The 20,383-nt window shown below is 71.6% G+C and carries 17 protein-coding genes and 1 riboswitch; of the genes, 7 read left to right on the top strand and 10 right to left on the bottom strand.

Annotated features, from left to right (window positions below):
• Positions 1-97: 97 nt before the first annotated feature.
• The 4 genes from ahcY to QSK39_RS17190 form a co-directional block, all read right to left on the bottom strand.
• On the bottom strand, positions 98-1,558 hold the full coding sequence (gene ahcY, locus QSK39_RS17205; protein WP_285478750.1) for an adenosylhomocysteinase: 1,461 nt from the start codon (positions 1,556-1,558) through the stop codon (positions 98-100).
• Between the two features lie 74 nt (positions 1,559-1,632).
• Positions 1,633-1,709, bottom strand: a riboswitch (S-adenosyl-L-homocysteine riboswitch).
• 31 nt (positions 1,710-1,740) lie between these two features.
• A complete protein-coding gene (locus tag QSK39_RS17200; protein WP_285478749.1) occupies positions 1,741-2,223 on the bottom strand; it encodes a GNAT family N-acetyltransferase in 483 nt (160 codons plus the stop codon).
• Positions 2,220-2,918, bottom strand: a complete 699-nt coding sequence (locus tag QSK39_RS17195) for a hypothetical protein (protein WP_285478748.1) — start codon at positions 2,916-2,918, stop codon at positions 2,220-2,222. The genes QSK39_RS17200 and QSK39_RS17195 overlap by 4 nt, the downstream gene beginning before the upstream one ends.
• A 56-nt stretch (positions 2,919-2,974) precedes the next feature.
• Positions 2,975-3,865, bottom strand: a complete 891-nt coding sequence (locus QSK39_RS17190; protein WP_285478747.1) for an AurF N-oxygenase family protein — start codon at positions 3,863-3,865, stop codon at positions 2,975-2,977.
• Between the two features lie 86 nt (positions 3,866-3,951).
• Here QSK39_RS17190 and QSK39_RS17185 point away from each other — a divergent pair, with 86 nt between their 5' ends.
• Positions 3,952-4,599: a TetR/AcrR family transcriptional regulator gene (locus tag QSK39_RS17185; RefSeq protein WP_285478746.1), complete on the top strand. Its 648-nt coding sequence runs from the start codon at positions 3,952-3,954 to the stop codon at positions 4,597-4,599.
• Here QSK39_RS17185 and QSK39_RS17180 read toward each other — a convergent pair.
• Both QSK39_RS17180 and QSK39_RS17175 read right to left on the bottom strand, forming a co-directional pair.
• Positions 4,596-5,621 (bottom strand): DNA polymerase IV, encoded by a 1,026-nt coding sequence (locus QSK39_RS17180; protein WP_285478745.1) that lies wholly within the window; start codon positions 5,619-5,621, stop codon positions 4,596-4,598. The genes QSK39_RS17185 and QSK39_RS17180 overlap by 4 nt on opposite strands.
• Positions 5,622-5,636: 15 nt before the next feature.
• Positions 5,637-5,900, bottom strand: a complete 264-nt coding sequence (locus QSK39_RS17175) for a DUF3040 domain-containing protein (RefSeq protein ID WP_285478744.1) — start codon at positions 5,898-5,900, stop codon at positions 5,637-5,639.
• A 230-nt stretch (positions 5,901-6,130) separates the two neighbouring features.
• Between QSK39_RS17175 and QSK39_RS17170 the strand changes: the two genes are divergently transcribed.
• Entirely contained in the window at positions 6,131-7,189 is a 1,059-nt protein-coding gene (locus tag QSK39_RS17170) for a cobalamin-independent methionine synthase II family protein (protein WP_285478743.1), read from the top strand.
• Between the two features lie 27 nt (positions 7,190-7,216).
• On the opposite strand, the gene QSK39_RS17165 is transcribed toward QSK39_RS17170, so the two are convergent.
• On the bottom strand, positions 7,217-7,849 hold the full coding sequence (locus QSK39_RS17165; RefSeq protein WP_285478742.1) for a LysE family translocator: 633 nt from the start codon (positions 7,847-7,849) through the stop codon (positions 7,217-7,219).
• Positions 7,850-8,349: 500 nt separating this feature from the next.
• On the opposite strand from QSK39_RS17165, the gene QSK39_RS17160 reads away from it, so the two are divergent.
• Positions 8,350-8,955: a GTP cyclohydrolase II gene (locus QSK39_RS17160; RefSeq protein WP_285478741.1), complete on the top strand. Its 606-nt coding sequence runs from the start codon at positions 8,350-8,352 to the stop codon at positions 8,953-8,955.
• Here QSK39_RS17160 and QSK39_RS17155 read toward each other — a convergent pair.
• Positions 8,952-9,485: a MarR family winged helix-turn-helix transcriptional regulator gene (locus QSK39_RS17155; RefSeq protein WP_285478740.1), complete on the bottom strand. Its 534-nt coding sequence runs from the start codon at positions 9,483-9,485 to the stop codon at positions 8,952-8,954. The two genes, QSK39_RS17160 and QSK39_RS17155, sit on opposite strands and share 4 nt — an antisense overlap.
• 99 nt (positions 9,486-9,584) lie before the next feature.
• On the opposite strand from QSK39_RS17155, the gene QSK39_RS17150 reads away from it, so the two are divergent.
• Both QSK39_RS17150 and QSK39_RS17145 read left to right on the top strand, forming a co-directional pair.
• Positions 9,585-10,547: an MBL fold metallo-hydrolase gene (locus tag QSK39_RS17150; RefSeq protein WP_285478739.1), complete on the top strand. Its 963-nt coding sequence runs from the start codon at positions 9,585-9,587 to the stop codon at positions 10,545-10,547.
• Complete coding sequence (locus tag QSK39_RS17145) at positions 10,544-12,037, top strand: FAD-dependent monooxygenase (protein WP_285478738.1); 1,494 nt, start codon at positions 10,544-10,546, stop codon at positions 12,035-12,037. The genes QSK39_RS17150 and QSK39_RS17145 overlap by 4 nt, the downstream gene beginning before the upstream one ends.
• Here QSK39_RS17145 and QSK39_RS17140 read toward each other — a convergent pair.
• Positions 12,028-14,241, bottom strand: coding sequence for a discoidin domain-containing protein (locus QSK39_RS17140; protein ID WP_285478737.1), 2,214 nt, complete (start codon positions 14,239-14,241; stop codon positions 12,028-12,030). The genes QSK39_RS17145 and QSK39_RS17140 overlap by 10 nt on opposite strands.
• A 501-nt stretch (positions 14,242-14,742) precedes the next feature.
• Here QSK39_RS17140 and QSK39_RS17135 point away from each other — a divergent pair.
• Complete coding sequence (locus QSK39_RS17135) at positions 14,743-16,449, top strand: discoidin domain-containing protein (protein ID WP_285478736.1); 1,707 nt, start codon at positions 14,743-14,745, stop codon at positions 16,447-16,449.
• Positions 16,446-19,376: a glycoside hydrolase family 3 C-terminal domain-containing protein gene (locus QSK39_RS17130; protein WP_285478735.1), complete on the top strand. Its 2,931-nt coding sequence runs from the start codon at positions 16,446-16,448 to the stop codon at positions 19,374-19,376. Before QSK39_RS17135 ends, QSK39_RS17130 begins: the two co-directional genes overlap by 4 nt.
• Here the strand turns inward: QSK39_RS17130 and QSK39_RS17125 are convergent.
• Positions 19,319-20,365 carry a LacI family DNA-binding transcriptional regulator gene (locus QSK39_RS17125; RefSeq protein WP_285478734.1) on the bottom strand — a complete coding sequence of 349 codons (1,047 nt, stop codon included), beginning with the start codon at positions 20,363-20,365 and terminating at the stop codon, positions 19,319-19,321. The genes QSK39_RS17130 and QSK39_RS17125 overlap by 58 nt on opposite strands.
• Between the last annotated feature and the right edge of the window lie 18 nt (positions 20,366-20,383).

The raw sequence follows: 20,383 nt of genomic DNA, 5'->3' as shown, positions 1-20,383 counted from the left end.
GGACCCGTCCGCCGTACCGGTCGGGCGGATGCGCTGTCACGGGGAGGATGGCCACTTTCCCGGTGCGGCAAACTGCGTCAAACGGAGCAATCTCGGGTCAGTACCGGTAGTGGTCGAGCTTGTACGGGCCCTCGACGTCGACGCCGATGTACTCGGCCTGCTCCTTCGAGAGCTTGGTGAGTTTCACACCGAGGGCGTCCAGGTGCAGCCGGGCCACCTTTTCGTCGAGGTGCTTCGGCAGCCGGTGGACGTCGGTGGCGTATTCGCCGGGCTTGGCGAACAGTTCGATCTGCGCGATGGCCTGGTTGGTGAACGAGTTCGACATCACGAACGACGGGTGGCCGGTCGCGTTGCCGAGGTTCATCAGGCGGCCTTCGGACAGCACGATGATCGCGTGGCCGTCCGGGAACGTCCATTCGTGCACCTGCGGCTTGATCTCGTGCTTCGTGATCCCCGGCAGCTTCGCCAGCCCGGCCATGTCGATTTCGTTGTCGAAGTGCCCGACGTTCGCGACGATCGCGTTGCGCTTCATCCGGCTCATCTGGTCGGCCGAGATGATGCCGAAGTTGCCGGTGGTGGTGATGAAGATGTCGGCCGTCTCGATGACGTCGTCGAGCTCCACCACGTCGAGCCCGTCCATCGCCGCCTGCAGTGCGCAGATCGGGTCGATCTCGGTGACCGAGACCCGGGCGCCCTGGCCGCGCAGCGCCTCGACCGCGCCCTTGCCGACGTCGCCGTAGCCGCAGACGAGGACGCGCTTGCCGCCGATCATCACGTCGGTGGCCCGGTTCAGGCCGTCCACAAGGGAGTGCCGGATGCCGTACTTGTTGTCGAACTTGGACTTCGTCACGGAGTCGTTGACGTTCATCGCCGGGAAGAGCAGCTCGCCGTCCTTGGCGAGCTTGTAGAGCCGCTTGACGCCGTTGGTCGTCTCCTCGGTGACGCCGCGGATTTCCTTGGCCATGCGGGTGAAGCGGTCGCCGTCGGCGGCGAGGCTCGCGCGCAGGGTCTCGAGGACGATCCGGTACTCCTCAGGGTCCTCTTCGGACGGCTGCGGCACCGCGCCCGCGGCTTCGAACTCGACTCCCTTGTGGACGAGCAGGGTCGCGTCGCCGCCGTCGTCGAGGATCATGTTCGGCGCCTGCCCGCCGGAGAAGGCGAACAGCTGATCGGTGCACCACCAGTACTCTTCGAGCGTTTCGCCCTTCCACGCGAACACCGGCGTGCCCGCCGGGGCGTCGACGGTGCCCTCCGGGCCGACGACGACCGCGGCGGCGGCCTCGTCCTGGGTGGAGAAGATGTTGCAGGACACCCAGCGCACCTCGGCGCCGAGCGCGACGAGCGTCTCGATGAGCACGGCGGTCTGCACGGTCATGTGCAGCGACCCCGCGACGCGCGCGCCCTTCAACGGCTGCGCGGCGGCGTACTCGCGGCGGATCGCCATCAGGCCGGGCATCTCGTGCTCGGCCAGCCTCAGCTGGGTGCGGCCGGCCTCGGCGAGGGACAGGTCGGCGACGGCGAAGTCGAGACCGTTGCGGGTCTGCAGTTTGTCACTCATTCCTCGAGCTCTTTCCTGACTGCTGGTTGCGGACCGCTCGGGAGGCGTGACGCGACGACAAAAAGGCACCTCCCTCGCGGGAGGCGCCCTTGGAGTCGTGGTCCGGGCCGAGCGTGGCGGAAAGAGTTCCGTCGCAGCGCCTCTCGGCCCACGACCAGGATGGCAAAGCCGCCGGGAAGCTGTCAAGCGAGGGTGCGGGCCATGAGAACGTCGTCGATGTCGGTGCCCTCGACGTGGAATTCGGCCCGCAGCACGCCTTCGACGACGAATCCGCAGCGCTCGTAGACCCGGCGGGCGGCGGCGTTGTGACCGAGCACCCGCAACGTCACCTTGCGCGCCCCGCGCCGCCGCGCCTCGGCCACCGCCGCGTCGACGAGCTGCCGCGCGATGCCGAGCCGGCGCCGGTCCGGGTCGACGGCGAGCCCGCCGATCACCCGCACGTGCCGGTAGGCGGGAATGGGGAACCCGTCGTCGAGGCGGACGTAGCCGGCGACCGCGCCGTCGTGTTCGGCGACGAGGACGTCCTCGGGGCGGGTGCCGTCGCCGAAGAACGGCGTGCCGGGCGGCGGCGGGGGAGCGGGGGACACCAGCGAGGTCCAGGTGCGCTCGTCGAGCTTGGCGAGCGCGGCTTCGTCGTCGGCCCGGGCGAGGCGGACGGTCGTCACGCGAGCTCCCGCCACGCCTGCTCGACGATGCCGGCCAGCTCCTGGGGATCATGGTTGCCTTCGGTGCCCATGCTCCGCACCGTGACGGTCAAGCCGGGGCCGGTGCGCTGGCAGTTCAGCACGAACGAGCGGTCCGGGTCCGGGGTCGAGCCGGGCGCGGCCGGGTCGTTGTGCACCAGGCACTGCACGGCGCCGGCGCGCACCAGGTCGGTGCCCGGCGCGGCCACGCCGAGGGCCTGGACGTCTTCGTACGGCGCGAACAGCTCCGGCGAGGGCGCGCGCACGGCGACCAGCTGGAAGGAGCGCAGCAGCCCCTCGTCTTGGTACTGCTGCACCACCGCGCCGGCGCCGCCGTAGGCCGCCGAGACCCGGGACGCCGTCTCCCGGTCGGTCTTGTCGATGCGGTCGATCGTCGCCTTGCCGCGCACGGCGTCGACCTTCGCGATCGCGTCCTGGGCCCGGCTGAGCCCGCCCAGGGCCTTCGGCGCGGTCAGCGCACTGCCGCTCGGCTCGTCGCCGAAGAAGCTCAGCACGAGCCACGGCACGCCGACCAGGACCGCGCCCACGACGACGCCGAGCAGGCCGACGACCAGGGGCCGGGCGAGCGGCGGGCGCGGCACGGGCTGCGGTACCGGCGGCGGCTGCGGCCCGGGCGCGGGTGGGAGCGGGAAGTCCTGCGAGAAGCCCTCGGTCACCAGGGAATCCTGGCGCAGTCCGGTCTCTCCCGGGAAGGGAATTCTGCCGTGGCGGCTCAGATGAGGTGCGCGCGCCGCCAAATGCCTTCCGACCGGCCGCCGATCAGCCCCGCGTCCCGCAGGAACGGCACGATCTTCTCGGCCATCCAGCGGCGCGTCGCGTGGAAGTGCGGGTTCGCCAATGCGGCGGCCCGGCCTTCGCGCGGGTCGATCCCGACGCTGCGGTAGATCCGCGGGTCGACCATGCTGTCGATGACGCCGAACGCGACGAGCGCGGTCCGCAGCCGGTGCCGCTGCAGCGCCGCCTTCGACAGTTTCGGCGTCTCCCGCAGCACCTCCTCCTTGGCGAACCGGACGTGCCGGGCCTCCTCGACGACGTGGATGCGGTTGACCGAGCGGATCAGCGGCTGGATGCCGTCGTCGTCCATCATCGAGCGCTGCAGCCGGTCGGTGGTCTCCTCGGCGACCAGCACGCTGGCGAACATCGACGGCCCGGCGGCGGTCGCGCCGAACACCTTCGCGGCGCGGTGCACGACCTTCGGGACGCCGTAGCGCGGCACGCCGAGCCGGTCGGCGGTGCGGGCGAACATCACCGAGTGCCGGGTCTCGTCGCCGATCTCGGTCATGGCGTACTGCGCGTGCTCGGTGCGCGCGTCGAGGTCGAAGACGTACCGCGCGAGCAGCTGCATCAGCACGATCTCGAACCAGAGGCCGACGCTCATGATGCTGGCGATCTCGTGCTTGGACAGCTCGATCCGCTGCTCCGGCGTCAGCCGCGCCCAGAGCTCGGTGCCGTAGAGGGAGACGCGCTCCAGCGGCATGTACGCCTTGCCCTCGGCGAGCGGCGCGGTCCAGTCGATGTCGACGTACGGGTCGTAGGAGTTCTTCGCGGAGCTCTTGAGCAGGCGAGCCGCGGTCACGTCCCGGTCCTGGGCCTCGACGCCCATGGTGGCCTCCGGAAGTAGAGGGTACACGCTGTACTAGCTACTTCGGCAGCGTACACCGGCTCGCGGGCCGTGAGTAGGCTTCGGCCGTGACCAAGGTCGACGGGCGGGCGGCGCGCTGGGCGGGCCAGCAGGAGCGGCGGCGCGCCGAGTTCGTCGACGCGGCCCTCGAAGCCATCGCCGAGCACGGCCCCGACGTCTCGACCGAGCAGATCGCCGAGCGTGCCGGTGTGGCCCGCACCCGGCTGTACAAGCACTTCGACGGCGCCCCCGACCTCCAGCGGGCGATCGCCGAGCGCGCGGCCGAACTGGTGACCGCGGAACTCGGGCCGCTCTGGCACCCCTCGGGTTCGCCGAACGAGATGATCTCGACGGTGATCGCGACGCACCTGCGCTGGCTGACCGAGCACCTCCACCTGCACCGCTACCTCGCGCGGGCGGCCCCGGGGCCGACGGACGTCCGCGGCACGATCGCCCGCCACCTCAGCCGGCTGTTCACCGGCTACCTGACGGCGTTCGGCCTGGACCCGGCCCCGGCGGACACGATCGCGTTCGGGCTGGTCGGGTACGTCGAGTCCGCGACGACCCGCTGGCTCGACCACCCGGGCACGCTCAGCCTCGACCAGCTGACCGCCCAGCTCAGCGGCACGATCTGGGCGATGCTCGACCACACGCTCCGGGCGGGCGGGGTGGACCTGGACCCGGACCTGCCGCTGCCCCTGCCGGAAGAGTTCTAGTCCTCCCGGGCGAACTCCGCCCGCACCCCCAGCAGGCGCACCGCGCGGGTCAGCTCGAACATCGCCAGCACCTCCTGCGCCGCGCGGTCCAGCTCGGCCGCGTCCGACGTCGGCTCCGGCAGGGTGATGCTGTGCGTGTGGGTCAGGAACGGCACGAACCGCACCTTCACCGCGACCCGCGCCGCCGGGCGGCCTTCGTCGAGGACGTCCTGCCCGACGCGCTCGGCCAGTGCCGACACCTCCGCGGCCATCTCCGCCGGGTCGGTGAGGTCGCGCTGGAACGTCGTCTCGCGGCTGCGGGAGCGGGCCACGTACGGTGTCGCGCTCACCTCCGCGTCGCTGATCCCGCCGCCGAGCAGGCGCAGCCACGGGCCGGTCTTCGGGCCGAACCGCGCGGCCAGCGCCGCGGCGTCCGCGCCGGCCAGGTCGAGGACCGTGTGGATGCCCAGCTCGGCGAGCTTCTTGGTGGTCTTGCCGCCGATGCCCCACAGCGCGTCGGTCGGGCGCGCGGCCATCACGTCCCACCAGTTCTCCTGCGTGAGGCGGAAGATCCCGCCCGGCTTGCCGAAGCCGGTGGCGAGCTTGGCGCGCAGCTTGTTGTCGCCGATGCCGACCGCGCACGACAGCCCGGTCTCGCGCGCCACGGCCTCCTTGATCGAGGCCGCCAGTGCCTCCGGGTCGTCGGTTTCGGCCCCGACGAACGCCTCGTCCCAGCCCAGCACCTCCACGACGACCGGGAACTCGCGCACCGCGGCCATCACGTGCTCGGACACCTCGAGGTAGGCCGGCGGGTCGCTGGGCAGGAAGACGGCGTCCGGGCAGCGCTTGGCGGCGATCCGCAGCGGCATGCCGGAGTGGACCCCGAACTCGCGGGCCTCGTAGGACGCGGTCGCGACGACGGCGCGTTCAGCGGGGTCGCCGTTGCCGCCGACGACCACGGGCTTCCCGCGCAGCTCAGGCCGGCGGGCGATCTCGACCGCGGCGATGAACTGGTCGAGATCGACGTGCAGGACCCACTTCACGAGGCCCAGTGTGCCTCAGATGCGGTGGCGCGCCACGTGGGTCCAGACGGTGCCGGTGAGCGCGAGGATCCCGCAGAGCGTGACGCCGGGATCGGGCAGGACCAGCCCGAGGACCAGCAAGGTCACCGCGACGACGTCGACGGCGATCAGCACCGCGCTGCGGAGCGCGCGCGACTTCGGTCGCTTGCCGTCGCGCAGGGCGGTGGCCAGGTCGGGGTCACTGAGCTCGAGGGTGCGCTCGATCTTCTCCAGCTCGGTGCGATCGTGGTGACTGAGCATCGGGGTACTCCTTCGGCGCCGAACCCGCCGTATCGCCGTAGCGAATACCCAATAGTCCTCCCGGCTAACCGCCAAACGTCTTCTCATTTCGTGCTTTTCACTGCTCCGACCGGGTGATCCGCGCTCCGTGACCGCCCGGCAGCGCGTTAGGTTCGCCTGACACGAGGCCGGTCAGGCCGGCTTCGCGCCGGTTCGAGACCGGTCTGGACCTTCAACCAGCGGAGGACTCCATGACCTTGCCCACCGAACCGATCGGCAGCATCCCGCGCCCCGAGTACCTCATCGAAGGGCTCGGGGCGTTCGCCGCCGGACGGATCGACGCCAGCGAGCTCGCCGGACTGGAGAGCCGGGCGCTGGCCGACACGATCAGCCGGTTCGAGGAGACCGGGTCGCCGGTCGTGTCCGATGGTGAGCAGGGCAAGCCGAGCTTCGCGACCTACCCGCTGGCCGGGTTGACCGCGCTGGCGCCGGACGGCGTCGTCATCCCGTTCGCCGACGGGCACACCCGGCAGCTGCCGCGGCTGACCGCGGGCCCGTTCCGCTACGCGACCCACGCCGACGAGTACCTGACGCGGGCCAAGGCACTCACGGACAAGCCGGTCAAGCAGGCCGTGATCGCGGCGTCCGCGATCTCGCTGATCTACCCGGGCGACGGCATCGACGGCTACTCGCAGGAGCAGTTCGTCGCCGACCTGGTGAACGAGGCCGAGGCGGACATCCGGCGCAGCCTCGACGCGGGGGCGCACAGCGTGCAGATCGACTTCACCGAAGGGCGGCTGTCGCTCAAGCTCGACCCGTCCGGCGGGCTGCTGCGGCAGTTCGTCGACCTCAACAACGCCGTGCTGGAGCGGTTCACGGCGGAGGAACGCGCGAAGATCGGCGTCCACACCTGCCCGGGCGGCGACCAGGACTCGGTGCACAGCCTCGACGTCGACTACGCGGGCCTGCTGCCGGCGTTGTTCTCGCTCAAGGCGGGCAACTTCTACGTCCAGCTGGCCAGCGAGGCCGAGCCGGCCGCGGCGCTGGAGGTGATCCGGGACAACCTCGGCGCGGACCAGCGGATCTTCGTCGGGGTGATCGACCCGATCGACCCGCGGGTGGAGACGCCGGAGGAGGTCCGCGACCGCGTGCTCGCGGCGGCGAAGTACCTGCCGGCCGACCGGCTCGGCACCTGCGACGACTGCGGGTTCTCGCCGTTCGCGGACGACACGTCGACCTCGCGCGACATCGCGTTCGCGAAGATCCGGGCCCGGGTGGAGGGAACGCTGCTGGCGGCCGACAAGCTGTGACGGCGGGGGCCCGCCGCGGCGGGCCCCTCAAGCCGTCTCGGCGGCGACCTTCACCCCGAGCGCGACGAGCACGCTGCCCAGCACGGCGTCGAGACCCCGCCGGACGCGGCCGTCGCCGAAGAACCGCTTCAAGGCGCCGACGACGAGGGCGAGGGCCGCGAACCACAGGACGGTGCCGACGGTCGCGATGGCGGCGAGCTCGAGCGTCTGCAGGGTGGCGCCGCCGGCGGGCAGGAACTGGGGGAGCAGGGCCAGGAAGTAGACGGCGACCTTGGGGTTGAGCAGGTTGGTGAACAGCCCCTGCCGGAAGGCGGCGCCGGCTTTGAGCGCCGGCCGGCCGGGCGTTTCCCCGAGGTCCCGGTACTCCCCGCGGCGCACGGCCAGCCACGCTTTGCCGCCGAGGAAGACGAGGTAGGCGGCCCCGACGAGCTTGACGACGCTGAAGGCGACGGCCGAGGCGGTGAGCACGGCGGCCACCCCGAAGGCGATGGCGACGACCCAGGCGAAGACCCCGAGCGAGATCCCGGCCCCGGCGGCGATCCCGGCCCGCTTCCCGCCGGTGAGCGAGGAGCGCGTGACGACGACGAAGTCGGGGCCGGGCGACATCGCCCCGAGGATGACGACGAGCAGGAAGGAAGCGGCGGTGGCACCGGGGATCATGCGCTGAGGATACGAGGGCGGCGCCACCGGTTTTCCGGGCCGGACCCAGTAGTCGTGCCCCGTGCAGCCGGCCTTGTAGCTGCCGGGTTCCCTGTCTTCGCCGACCTTGTAGGTGCCTTCCCCGACGCTGGTGGCAGGCGCCGTCGGCGCGGGCGGGGCGGCGGAGGTGGCCACGCGGGGGCAGCGCGGCTCGTGAGATCCCAGCCGGACTGCTCCAGCCCGCGGAGGTGCTAGGGGCCGCGACGGCCGTGGGACTGGAGGCGGGCGGGCCGGGTAGGTCGCGGCGCGTGCCGGAGACGACGATGATCGCCGCGACCAGGATGAGGGCGGACATCAGCACTCCGCCGACCCCGCTCACGTGATGCTCGCGAAAGGACAGCCGGATCGGGAAGAACCCGTGGTGTGCCGGTGTTCGCCCCAGTGACATACGGCGCGACCAGGAAGTTCGACGCTCAACTTCCGGTAGGGTCGATCACGTGGGAGATCGCAGGGGAGAAGGCATGACGGCTGAGGTGCGGACGCGGGTGCGGATTCCGCTGCGGCTCGACGGCGGGATCGCGGTCGACGCCGAAGCCGTCACCTTCCGGGGCCTGGACGACGGGGGTGAGCACCTCGCCTTCGTGCTCGGCACCCCCGGGGACGTGCCGCTCGTGCGGCCGCACTCCGAATGCCTCACCGGGGACGTCTTCGGGTCCGCGCGCTGCGACTGCGGTCCCCAGCTCGCTGAAGCCATCGAGCGGATCTCCGCGACCGGCGGTTACCTGCTCTACCTGCGCCAGGAAGGCCGGGGCATCGGCCTCTACAACAAGCTCGACGCGTACGCGTTGCAGGACCAGGGCCTCGACACCTACGCCGCCAACGCCGCGCTCGGCCTGCCCGAGGACGCCCGCGACTACACCGTCGCCGCGCAGATGCTCGAAGCGCTGGGTGTCAGCGAAGTCGATCTGCTGTCGAACAACCCCGACAAGGCCGCGCAGCTGCGCAAGGCCGGGATCGTCGTGCGGGACCAGGTGCCGACCGGCGTGTTCGCCACCGAAAGCAACGTCCGGTACCTGCGCGCGAAGGCCGAGCAGACCGGGCACACGCTGCCCGGGCTGGCCAGCTAAGCCAGCCGCTGGGCCGCCGCGGCCGCCGGGCTGGTGGTGAGCTTCTCCAGCAGTCCGATCAGGACCGTCTGCTCCGACGGCGTCAGCGACGCCGCCCACTCCTGCTCGCGCGCGTTGTGCGCCTGGTAGGCGTCCGTCACCGCCGCGTGGCCCGCCTCCGTCAGCGCCAGCCGGACCGCGCGGCGATCCTCCGGGACCTGCGTGCGCGTCACCAGCCCGTCCCGCTCCAGCGTCTTGACCAGCGCCGACACCGCCGCGCGGCTCATCCCGGCCAGGCGCGCCGCGTGGCGGGACTCCAGCGGGCCGGCCAGCCACAGCACGAACAGCACCCGGAACCCGCCCCAGCTCAGGCCGCGCGGCCGGTGCACCGTCGACTCCCAGTCGTAGACCAGCGCGCCGGCCAGCCGGTGCAGCGTGAGGCCGAGGCGCATCGCGACCGGGTCGGTGTCCGGCAGCTCGGCCTTCGTCTTCCCGATCGCGTAGTCGACGAACGAGAGGTAGTCCAGGCCTTCGGCCGGTCGGTCGGTCATGCGGCCCAGATTAGGCGCAAGGGTTCCGCGCACCGCCCCGGCGGGCTACTGTGACCGGCAAGATAGTCAAACCTTTGACGATCAGAAGGAGCGCTCGCCGTGACGAAGAAAGCCTTCGCCTCTTCGGCCGACCTGGCGGAGAAAGCGCAGACCCTGGAAGTCCTGGCCGACGGCGTCTACGCGCTGACCGCCGAGGGCGACCCGAACATCGGCGCGATCGAGGGCGAGGACTTCCTCGTCTGCTTCGAAGCGCTGGCGACGCCGGTCGCCGCGGGCGAGTGGCTCGCGAAACTCCGCGAGCACACCGACAAACCCGTGCGCTACCTGGTGCTGAGCCACTACCACGCGGTGCGCGTGCTCGGCGCGTCGGCGTTCGACGCCGACGTGATCGTCGCGCACGAGAACACCCGGGCCCTGGTCGCCGAGCGCGGCAAGGAGGACTGGGCGAGCGAGTTCGGCCGGATGCCGAGGCTGGCGAAGGGCGCCGACTCGGTGCCGGGCCTGACCTGGCCGACGCTGACCTTCTCCGACCGGCTCACCCTCGACCTCGGCGGCGACCGCGGCGACCTGGTCCTCCAGTACTGCGGCCGCGGCCACACCGAGGGCGACATCGTGGCCTGGCTGCCGCGTCAGCGGATCCTCTACGCCGGCGACCTCGTGGAAGCCGAAGCCGCGCTCTACACCGGCGACGCGTTCCACCGCGAATGGGCTTCGTCCACTTTGGACCGTGTCGGCGCCTTCGGGGCCGAGACGCTGATCGGCGGCCGCGGCGGCGTGAGCCGGGGCCGCGAAGCCGTCGAGGCCGCCATCGCCCAGACCCGGCACTTCCTGGACACGATGATCCGCGAGGTCGGCGCGGCACGCGACGCCGGTGGCACCCTGAAGGACGCTTTCGAGCGCACGCACGCGGCTCTCGTCGGCCAGTACGGCCAATGGCCGATCTTCGAGCACTGCCTGCCCTTCGACGTCTCCCGGCTGTGGGACGAGCTCGGCGGCATCGAACGGCCGGTGGTGTGGACCGCCGAACGCGACCGCGAAGTCTGGGACCAGCTCCAGGGATGACGGTCGCGGTCCTCGGCAGTGGCCCGGTCGGCCAGACGGCCGCGCTGCTGCTCGCGCGCTGGGGCGTACCCGTGGTGCTCGTCGACGAGCACGAGGTGCGCGACCCCGTGGGGTCCAAGGCCATCTGCCAGCAACGGGACACATTGGACGTCTGGGCGTCGCTCGGCGCGGGCTGCCTCGCCGAGGAGGGCCTCACCTGGACGACCGCGCGGACCTTCCACCGCGACACCGAGCTGTTCTCGCTGGACCTGCCCGACGGCGGCTCGGCCCTGCCGCCGTTCGTCAACCTCTCGCAGGCCCGCGTCGAGGAGGTCCTCGACGAGCTGATCGCCGCGCAGCCGCTGATCGACGTCCGCCGCGGCCACCGCGTCACCGGGCTGGCCCAGGGGGCCTGCGTCGAAATCCACTGCGAGACGGCGGACGGGCCGCGCCGGATCGAGGCCGACTACGCGATCGCCGCCACCGGCGCCCGCGGCGACGTCGTGCGGCGGGCGCTCGGGCAGCACCTCGACGGGGTGTCGTTCCGGGACCTGTTCCTGATCTGCGACATCCGCGCCGACCTGCCGGGCTGGGCGGCCGAGCGGCGGTTCTACTTCGACCCGCCGTGGAACCCCGGCCGCCAGGTGCTGATCCACCCGTGCCCCGGCTCGCAGTTCCGCATCGACTGGCAGGTCCCGGAGGACTACGACCTCACCGCCGAGGAAACCGGCGGCGCCCTGGACGAGCGGATCCGGGCGATCCTCGGCGACCGGCCGTACGAGGTCGTCTGGCGTTCGGTGTACCGGTTCCACACGCGCCTGGTCGAGCGGATGCGCGTCGGGCGCGTCCTGCTGGCGGGGGACTGCGCCCACCTGGTCGCGCCGTTCGGGGCGCGCGGGCTCAACTCGGGCGTGGCCGACGCGGAGAACGCGGCGTGGAAGCTGGCCTGGGTCCTGCGCGGGCACGCGGGGGAGGAGCTGCTGGAGAGCTACCACGCCGAGCGGCACGCGGCCGCGGTGGAGAACGCCGAGGTCACGACGGCGACGATGGACTTCCTGGTGCCCCAGGACGAAGCGCGCCGCATACACCGTACGAAAGTGCTGGCCGGCGGCGTCCACGCCGAAGTCGACTCGGGACGGCTCGCCGAACCGTTCTGGTACGCCGATTCCCCGCTCACCACACCGGATCCGGGACGGCCGTTCGCCGGCCGCCCGCCGCGGGGCACGCTGCCGCCGCCCGGGCCCGGGGTGCTGCTGCCCGATGTCACTGTTGTCCCGGGTGGACGGTTGCGCGACCTGGCGCGGCAAGGGTTCCTGCTGCTGACGACCCCCGGTGTCGACGCCGGGGGAGTGCGGTCGGTGGAGATCCCGGTGGGCGGGGCCCTCGGCGCGCGCCCGGGCGAAGCCTGGCTGGTCCGCCCGGACGCGTACGTCGCCGCTGTGCTGGACCGTCCCGCGCCGGACGACGTGACTGCCGCCGTCCGGCGCGGGATGAGCTCTCATCAGGGGTAGTTGTTCAGCGGGCTCACCTGGTGGGCCGTGTTCGCCGGGTCACCGCTGTCGTTGATGACGTGCGCGATCGTGCCCACACCGCCGAGCGACACCGAGACCAGGTTGTGGAACCGGACCCCGCCGTTGTTCGGCACCTCGAACGAGTGACTGGCCACAATGGACGGATTGGTCTGGAAGAAGCAGTAGCTGCCCAGGCCCCACCCTTCGTGGCTGGTCACCGAGTCGGCCACCTTGTACGCCGCCCAGCCCTGCCGGCCGCCGCCGCTGGACCAGGATCCCTGGTCCGGCGGGTCGTACGGCATCTCGTTCTGGAAGAAGTACGTCCGCCCGCCGTTGCCGTTCCAGAGCACCTCGTACTGCTGGTAGTGCTCGACGAACAGGCCGTACATCGTCACGTTGGCGCCGTTGACGACCAGGCCGTTGGCCGCGGTGTTGACGTTCCAGCCGACGCCGTTCGAGTGGTCGCCGCGCCACAGCCACATGTGGTCGCCGATGACGTTGTTCGAGTTGACCACCAGCGTCTGCGTGGCCTTCCCGACGGCCGCGCCGCCGATCCGGAAGAACACGTCGTGCAGCGACGTCGGGTCGCCGGCGTGGTTCGCGGTCGAGCCCGGCTGGCCCACCTGGACGAGCACCGGCGAGTTCACCGCACCCGCGTCGATCAGCAGGCCCGCGATTTTCACCCCGTCCACATCGGACGTCGTGATGGCCGCGTTCCCGTTGGTCGGCTGCAACGTGGCCAGGCCGAGGCCGAGCACCACCGTGTCCGGGCGCGTGACGTTCAGCGCCTGGTCGAGGTGGTAGACGCCCGGCGTCACGAGCAGGTTCTTGCCCGCCGCCAGCGCCGCGTTGATCGTTGCGGCCGAGTCGGACGGGTGCGCGACGTAGAACTCGCTGAGCGAGATCGACTGCCCGGCCGGCGTGCCGTGGCCCCAGCTGGTGCCGACCGAGTTCTGCCGCAGCGCGGGCACGAACACGTTGTAGCTGCCCGAACCGTCGACGTAGAGGAACGGCTTCTCGCGGATCACCGGCGTCTGGCCGACGACCGTCTCCGGCGGGTTCGGGAACGACGCCGGCGGCGTCCCCGTCGAGCCGACGAACACCATGTTCCACACACCGCCCGCCCAGCTGCCCAGCTCGCTGTTGCGGGTCAGGAACTGCTGCTGCGAACCGGAAACGGCCTGGCCGTCGATCTTGCTGTCGGCGATCAGGCCACCGCTGGCCCAGCCGTCCCCGCCGTTCCACAGCTGGATCTGGCTGCCCTTCAGGTGCATCCGGCGGTAGGGCGCGGCCTGCGCGACGGCCCAGCGTTCGACCTGGCCGGCCGGCAGCGTGACCGACAGGTTCTCGGCGGAGCGCCAGAAGTTCTGCGTCGCGTTGCCCTTGTTGGCCGGGTTGTCACCCTGCTGCAGCCAGTCCGCCTCGACGCGGACGTGGCCGTTGAGGTTGACGTCGTCGGGGGAGAGGCCGAGGCCCGCCACCTGCTCGTAGAACCCGAGGTTGACGTCGGCGGTGTAGTTCCCGGGCTTGAACAGCACGGCGTAGCGCTCGTTGCCGAACTGGTTGGTGTGCTGCTGGTTCGCCAGCTGCGTCAGCCGGTTCTGGATCGTCGCGGCCGGGGTCGACGGGTCGAACACCGACACGTTCGGCCCGAGGTCCGGGTTGCGCGGGTCGGTCGGCGGGATGGTGGTCCCGCCGCCGGTGCCGTGCACGGCGACTTCCCAGAGGGAGTAGCCGTAGCCGGTCGCCCGCTGGGTGCCGTTGACCCGCAGGTAGCGGGCCGTGCCGGTGACGGCCACGGTCTGCGTGCCGCCGGTGCCGGTGGTGGTCGAGTACGCCGTCGTCCAGCTGTTCGCGTCCGAGGAGAGCTGGACGGTGAACGCGGTCGCGTACGCGGCTTCCCAGCTGAGCACCACGTCGCAGAGCTGCTGCGCGGAGCCCAGGTCGACCTGCAGCCACTGCGGGTCGCTGAACGCGCTGGACCAGCGCGTCCCGGAGTTGCCGTCGACCGCGGCGGACGCGGGGGTCCCGCCGTTCTCGGTCGAGGACGCGGTCGCGGGGTGGCCCTGCGCGAGGTTGGTGGTGCCGCACGCGGCGGCCTGCGCCGGTGCGGAGCCGACCACCACCGCGGTGGTCACCGCGGCGGCGAGGGTGGTCGCGAGGACGAGAAGGCGGTGTACCGGGGAGAACGTCGTTGATCTCATCTGCCTGCCTGCTGATCGGGGAGGACGTGGAGCAGGGCCGCGCGGCAGCGCCGGGCGGCGGCGGACCGGGCGAGCCCCACAGCTCGCGCCGGCGTCGGGTGGTGCGACGGTTCGCGTCCGGCGCCCCGCCCGGCACCGTGAGCCGGTGGAGCGGTGCCGGGGTGGGTGCGACGGCGCGAACCGGTCAGCCCGAAAGAGGTGCGTGTCGCGGTGGAACGATCCCGGGTGGCGGTCACGGAACCGGTTCCGACCAGCGGTTCGCAGTTAACAGCCCGCGTGTCGGCGTAGTCAAGGCTCCGGCGCGGATTCGTTCTCCCGGACCAGTGTCCGGGGTGGTCCGCGACCGTCCGGCGCAGCGTCGTTGACATTTTACGCCTCTTTATTTATATCCTGAACTAAGAGCGTGCCGACGGGCGGGACCCACACCCGCGCCGGCGACCACGTGAGCCGATCCGCGCCGGGGCAAGGCCGTCCCGGCGCCGGTTCGCCGTGGAGGTGCCCATGCAACGCCGCATGCCGAGAACCCGGGTTCTCGCCGTCCTCGCCCTGACCCTGGCCGCCCTGCTCCCCGCGCCGGTGGCGCAGGCCGCCCCCGTCCTGCTCTCCCAAGGCCGCCCGGTGACGGCGTCCTCGACCGAGTCCGCCGCGTTCCCGGCCAGTGCCGCGGTCGACGGCGATCCCGGCACCCGCTGGTCCAGCGCGTTCAGCGACCCGCAGACGCTGCAGGTCGACCTCGGCTCCACCCAGCAGCTGTCGCAGGTCGTGCTGAACTGGGAAGCCGCCTACGCCAAGGCCTTCACGCTCCAGGCGTCCGCCGACGGCGCCACCTGGACGACGCTCTACTCGACGACGACCGCCACCGGCGGCTCCCAGACTCTGAACGTCACCGGCAGCGGCCGGTACGTCCGGCTCACCGGTACCCAGCGCGCCACGCAGTACGGCTACTCGCTGTGGGAGTTCCAGGTCTACGGCGGGGGCGGCACGACCCAGCCCGGTGACGTCCTCCTGTCCTACGGCAAGTCCGGCACCGCCTCCTCCTACCAGGACGACGGCGCCTGCCCGGGCTGTCTCCCGGCCAAGGCGTTCGACCGCGACCCGGCCACGCGCTGGGCGACGAGCGCGACCACCGGCTGGGTCGACCCGGGCTGGATCACCGTCGACCTGGGCGCGGTCGCGGCCGTGCACCAGGTCGTCCTGCAGTGGGACCCCGCCTACGCCGTCGCCTACCAGATCCAGGTGTCCAACGACAACGCGAACTGGACCTCGATCTACTCGACGACCACCGGCAAGGGCTTCAAGGAGACGCTGACCGTCAACGGCAGCGGCCGGTACGTCCGGATGTACGGCACCGCGCGCTCCAACGGCTACGGCTATTCGCTGTGGGGTTTCGACGTCTACGGCACCGGCGGCAACCCGACGACTCCGCCGGCCGCGCCGCCGGCCCCGCACTTCCCGGGCACGCTGGTCTGGAGCGACGAGTTCAACGGCACCGCGGGCGCGGGCCCGGACGCGAGCAAGTGGACCGCCGAGACCGGCCCGGGCGTCAACAACGAGCTCGAGTACTACACGAACAACAACAACGCCAAGCAGGACGGCCGCGGCAACCTCGTCATCCAGGTCCGCCGCGAAGCCACCCCGGGGTCGGCTTGCCCGGTCGACCCGATCAGCGGCAGCGGCACCTGCCAGTACACCTCGGGCCGGATCAACACCGCGGGCAAGTTCAGCTTCACCTACGGGCACGTCGAGGCCAACATCAAGGTGTCCGGCACGCAGGGGCTCTGGCCCGCGTTCTGGTTGCTGGGCGCCAACTTCTTCAGCGGCACGCCGTGGCCCAACTGCGGTGAGATCGACATCATGGAGCACGTCGGGAAGTCGCCGAACCTGGCCTACTCGACCATCCACGCGCCCGCGTACAACGGCGCCGGCGGCATCGGCGCGCCCCTGGACCTCGGTCAGGACGTCTCGGCGGGCTTCCACAAGTTCGGTCTCGACTGGGACGCGAACCACATGACGTTCTCCGTCGACGGCAACGCGTTCGAGACGATCAACCGCGACACGGTGGAAAGCACGCGGGGGCCGTGGGTGTACGACCACCCGTTCTTCCTGATCCTCAACAACGCCATCGGCGGCGACTTCCCCGGCCCGCCGGGAGCGGGCACCGTGCTGCCGCAGGACATGGTCGTCGACTACGTGCGGGTCTACCAATGAGGCGACGGCTCGCGCTCGTCACGGGCGCGGTGGTCGCGGCCGGGCTGCTGACCGCACCACTGTTCACGGCCCAGGCGGCACCCACCTTGCTCTCGCAGGGGCACCCGGTGACCGCGTCCTCCACCGAAAACGCCGCTTTCCCGGCCAGTGCCGCGGTGGACGGCGACCCCGGCACCCGCTGGTCGAGCCTGGCGGCGGACCCGCAGACGCTGCAGGTCGACCTCGGTGGCTTGCACACCCTCAACCAGGTCGTGCTTCAGTGGGAAGCTGCCTACGCGAAGGCGTTCACGATCCAGGCGTCGGCCGACGGCAGCCAGTGGTCCACTGTGTACTCGACGACGACGGGCACCGGTGGCACCCAGACGCTGCCGGTGTCGGGCAGCGGCCGGTACGTCCGGCTGACCACCACTCAGCGCGCGACCCAGTGGGGCGTGTCGCTGTGGGAGTTCCAGGTGTTCGGCGACGGCTCGGCCCAGGCGTGCGGCAGCGCGAACGCAGCGCTGCGGCAACCGGCGACGGCGTCCAGCGTGCAGTCTGACGCCTTCCCGGTCAGCGCGGCCTTCGACGGTGACGCCGGGACGCGCTGGTCCAGCCTGGCCGCGGACCCGCAGTGGATCCAGGTCGACCTCGGCAGCTCACGCCCGGTCTGCGGCGTCGACCTGACGTGGGAGGCCGCGTACGCGAGCGCGTACACGATCCAGCTGTCCACCAACGGCTCGTCGTGGACGACGGCGGCGACAGTGGCCGGCGCGGGCGGCACCGAGCACCCCGCGGTGAGCGGCACGGCGAGGTACGTCCGGCTCAACGCCACCGCACGGGCCACCCAGTGGGGCATCTCGCTGTGGGAGTTCGCGGTGCACACGAGCGACAGCGCACCGCCGACGACCACGCCGACCAACCCGGGTGGCTGCCCGTGGGTGGGGTCGACCGCGCCGGTCGCGGACCGCGTCACCCAGCTCATGGCGGCGATGACCGCGCAGCAGAAGATCAAGGTGCTGCACGGCAACGGCGCGACCGGGCCGTACATCGGCAACACCGATGCCGTGCCGGAGCTGTGCATCCCGGCGCTCGGCCTGCAGGACGGCCCGGCCGGGGTCGGTGACGGCCTCGACGGCGTCACCCAGTTCCCGGCGCCGGTGTCGGCGGCGGCGACCTGGGACACCGGCCTCATGAACCGGTACGGCTCCGCGATGGGTGCCGAGTTCGCCGGGAAGGGCGTCGACATCGCGCTCGGCCCGACGATCAACCTGGTCCGCGACCCCCGGTGGGGCCGCAACTTCGAGACCTACGCCGAGGACCCCTACCTCGCCGGGGCGGCCGGGACCGCGACGATCCAGGGCATCCAGAGCCAGGGCGTGATGGCGCAGGCCAAGCACGCGGCGGCCTACAACGTCGAGGCCGGGGCGTCGCGCGGGACGCCGTCGGACAACGTCATCATCGACGACCGGACCCTGCACGAGCTGTACCTGCCGGCGTTCCAGCAGGTCGCGAGCCAGGGCCAGGTCGCGTCGATGATGTGCGCCTACAACCAGATCAACGGCGTCCCGGCCTGCCAGAGCAGCGGGGTGCTGACGACCGCGTTCAAGCAGGACGCGAACTGGGGCGGGTTCGTCGGCTCCGACTGGGGCTCGGCGACCGGCGGCGCGCGGCAGTTGGCCAACGGCGGGATGGACATGGAGATGCCCGGCGGCGCGTTCTTCGGCCAGGGCTTGCTCGACGCCGTCTCGCGCGGCGAGGTCACGCAGGCCCGGGTCGACGACATGGTCCGGCGAGTGCTGACGCAGATGTTCAAGTTCGGCGTGTTCGACCGGGCCCGGCGGGGGACACCCCAGTCGGTCGTGACGAACGCGGCGAACGTGACGACCGCCCGGGACGTCGCGGCGGCCGGGTCGGTGCTGCTGAAGAACACCGGCGTCCTGCCGCTGACGGCGTCGACGAAGTCGATCGCCCTGTCCGGCGGCGACGGGATCGACCCGCAGAACATCGGTGGCGGCAGCGCCAAGGTCAACCCGTCGCCGGCGTCGGTGAACCCGATCAACGGGATCAAGGCGCGGGCCGGGTCCGGCGTCACGGTGTCCTATGTGGACGGCGCGGGCGAGCACGTGCAGACGCCGAACATCCCGGCGGCGGTGGCGGCGGCGAAGGCGGCCGACGTCGCGGTCGTCTTCGGCAGCTACGGCGAGTCCGAGACCCAGGACCTCGACACGATCGACCTGCAGAACCAGCAGAACGACCTGATCGACGCGGTCGCCTCGGCGAACCCGCGCACGATCGTCGTCCTGAACACGGGGTCGGCGGTGACGATGCCGTGGCTGGCGAAGGCCGCGGCGGTCATCGAGGGCTGGTACCCGGGCCAGGAGAACGGCAACGCGATCGCGTCGCTGCTCTACGGCGACGTCAACCCGTCGGGCAAGCTGCCGATCAGCTTCCCGAAGCAGATCGCCGACCTGCCCACGGCGAACGTCCAGCAGTTCCCCGGCGCGAACGACCGGATCGAGTACTCGGAAGGTCTCAACGTCGGATACCGGTGGTACGACAGCCGCAACATCGAGCCGCTGTTCCCGTTCGGCTACGGCCTGTCTTACACGACGTTCGGGTTCTCGAACCTGGTCGTGACACCGCAGGGGACCAACGGCACGGCGACCGTGACGGCGACGGTCACCAACACCGGCACCCGCGCGGGCGCCGACGTCGTCCAGCTGTACGTCGGTCAGCCCTCGGGCAACGGCGAACCGCCCAAACAACTGAAGGGATTCAAGAAGGTCCAGCTCAACCCCGGGCAGAGCCAGGTCGTGTCGTTCCCGCTCACCCCGCGGGACCTCGCGCACTGGACCGGCTCGTGGACGGCGAACGCGGGCCAGTACCGCGTCTACCTCGGTGACTCCTCGCGCAACGTCCCGCTCTCGGCGGCGCTGACCGTCTCCTGAGTCGACTCCCGGATCACCAGGGAGGTCGGGACGATCAGCGGCTCGTCCGGCTGGGGTGCGCCACCCAGCCGGGCGAGCAGCTGCCGCGCCGCCGTCTCGCCCATCTGCCGCAGGGGCTGGCGGATCGTCGTCAGCGGCGGCTGGGTGTGCGCGGCCAGGGGGATGTCGTCGAACCCGACGACGGCGACGTCCCCCGGCACCGCCCGCCCGAACTTCCGCAGCCCGGCCAGCACCCCGGCCGCGGTGAGGTCGTTGTGGGCGAAGACGGCGTCGAACGGCGGGCCGGTGGCGAGGAGCTGGAGGATCGCCGCCTCGCCGCTTTCACTCGTGAAATCGCCTTCGATGACCAGATTCGGGTCCAGGACGAGCCCGGCGTCACGGATCACGTCGCGGAAGCCGTTGAGCCGGTCGCTCGTGCAGCCGAAGTCGCGCGGGCCCGTCACGGTCGCGAACCGGGTGCGGCCGGTCTCGAGCAGGTGGCGGGCCGCGTCCGCGCCGCCCTGCCGGTTGTCCGTGCCCACCGACGGGAACGCGGGACGGCGGCCGCGGTCGTCGATCACCACCACCGGCAGCCCGGAGTCGTGCAGCACGCGCAGGTGCCGCACGGCGTCCGGCGGCTCGACGAGCAGCAGCCCGTCGAACGCCTTCGCCGAAACCTGCCGGGAGAATTCCTCCAGGGAATCCGCGCCGCGGTTGGCCGTGGACAGCAGCAGGCCGTAGCCCTTGGCCTCCACGACGTCGGCGACGCCCTGCAGCACCTCGCCCATCCACGGCCAGGTCAGCCCGGGCACCAGCATCCCGACCGTGCGGGTCACGCCGCGGGCCAGCCCGACGGCGCCGGCGCTCGGGATGTACCCGGTCGCCGCGATCACCTCGCGCACCCGGATCGCGGTCGCCGCGTCCACATCGGCCTTGTTGTTGAGCACCCTGGACACGGTCGTCTTGCTCACCCGCGCGCGGCGGGCGACCTCGGCGATCGTGACGCGCATCCGTCCTCCCGGGAGCCG

The sequence above is a fragment of the Amycolatopsis sp. NBRC 101858 genome (assembly GCF_030269325.1).
Classification (GTDB): domain Bacteria; phylum Actinomycetota; class Actinomycetes; order Mycobacteriales; family Pseudonocardiaceae; genus Amycolatopsis; species Amycolatopsis ponsaeliensis.
This window is presented reverse-complemented; position numbering and strand designations above follow the sequence as displayed.

What these genes read in the sequence shown, in the direction of transcription:
- ahcY (WP_285478750.1), bottom strand. Translation starts at nt 1,558, where the DNA reads ATGAGTGACAAACTGCAGACCCGCAACGGTCTCGACTTCGCCGTCGCC.
- QSK39_RS17190 (WP_285478747.1), bottom strand. Translation starts at nt 3,865, where the DNA reads ATGGGCGTCGAGGCCCAGGACCGGGACGTGACCGCGGCTCGCCTGCTC.
- QSK39_RS17175 (WP_285478744.1), bottom strand. Translation starts at nt 5,900, where the DNA reads ATGCTCAGTCACCACGATCGCACCGAGCTGGAGAAGATCGAGCGCACC.
- QSK39_RS17170 (WP_285478743.1), top strand. Translation starts at nt 6,131, where the DNA reads ATGACCTTGCCCACCGAACCGATCGGCAGCATCCCGCGCCCCGAGTAC.
- QSK39_RS17165 (WP_285478742.1), bottom strand. Translation starts at nt 7,849, where the DNA reads ATGATCCCCGGTGCCACCGCCGCTTCCTTCCTGCTCGTCGTCATCCTC.
- QSK39_RS17160 (WP_285478741.1), top strand. Translation starts at nt 8,350, where the DNA reads ATGACGGCTGAGGTGCGGACGCGGGTGCGGATTCCGCTGCGGCTCGAC.
- QSK39_RS17155 (WP_285478740.1), bottom strand. Translation starts at nt 9,485, where the DNA reads ATGACCGACCGACCGGCCGAAGGCCTGGACTACCTCTCGTTCGTCGAC.
- QSK39_RS17145 (WP_285478738.1), top strand. Translation starts at nt 10,544, where the DNA reads ATGACGGTCGCGGTCCTCGGCAGTGGCCCGGTCGGCCAGACGGCCGCG.
- QSK39_RS17140 (WP_285478737.1), bottom strand. Translation starts at nt 14,241, where the DNA reads ATGAGATCAACGACGTTCTCCCCGGTACACCGCCTTCTCGTCCTCGCG.
- QSK39_RS17135 (WP_285478736.1), top strand. Translation starts at nt 14,743, where the DNA reads ATGCAACGCCGCATGCCGAGAACCCGGGTTCTCGCCGTCCTCGCCCTG.
- QSK39_RS17130 (WP_285478735.1), top strand. Translation starts at nt 16,446, where the DNA reads ATGAGGCGACGGCTCGCGCTCGTCACGGGCGCGGTGGTCGCGGCCGGG.
- QSK39_RS17125 (WP_285478734.1), bottom strand. Translation starts at nt 20,365, where the DNA reads ATGCGCGTCACGATCGCCGAGGTCGCCCGCCGCGCGCGGGTGAGCAAG.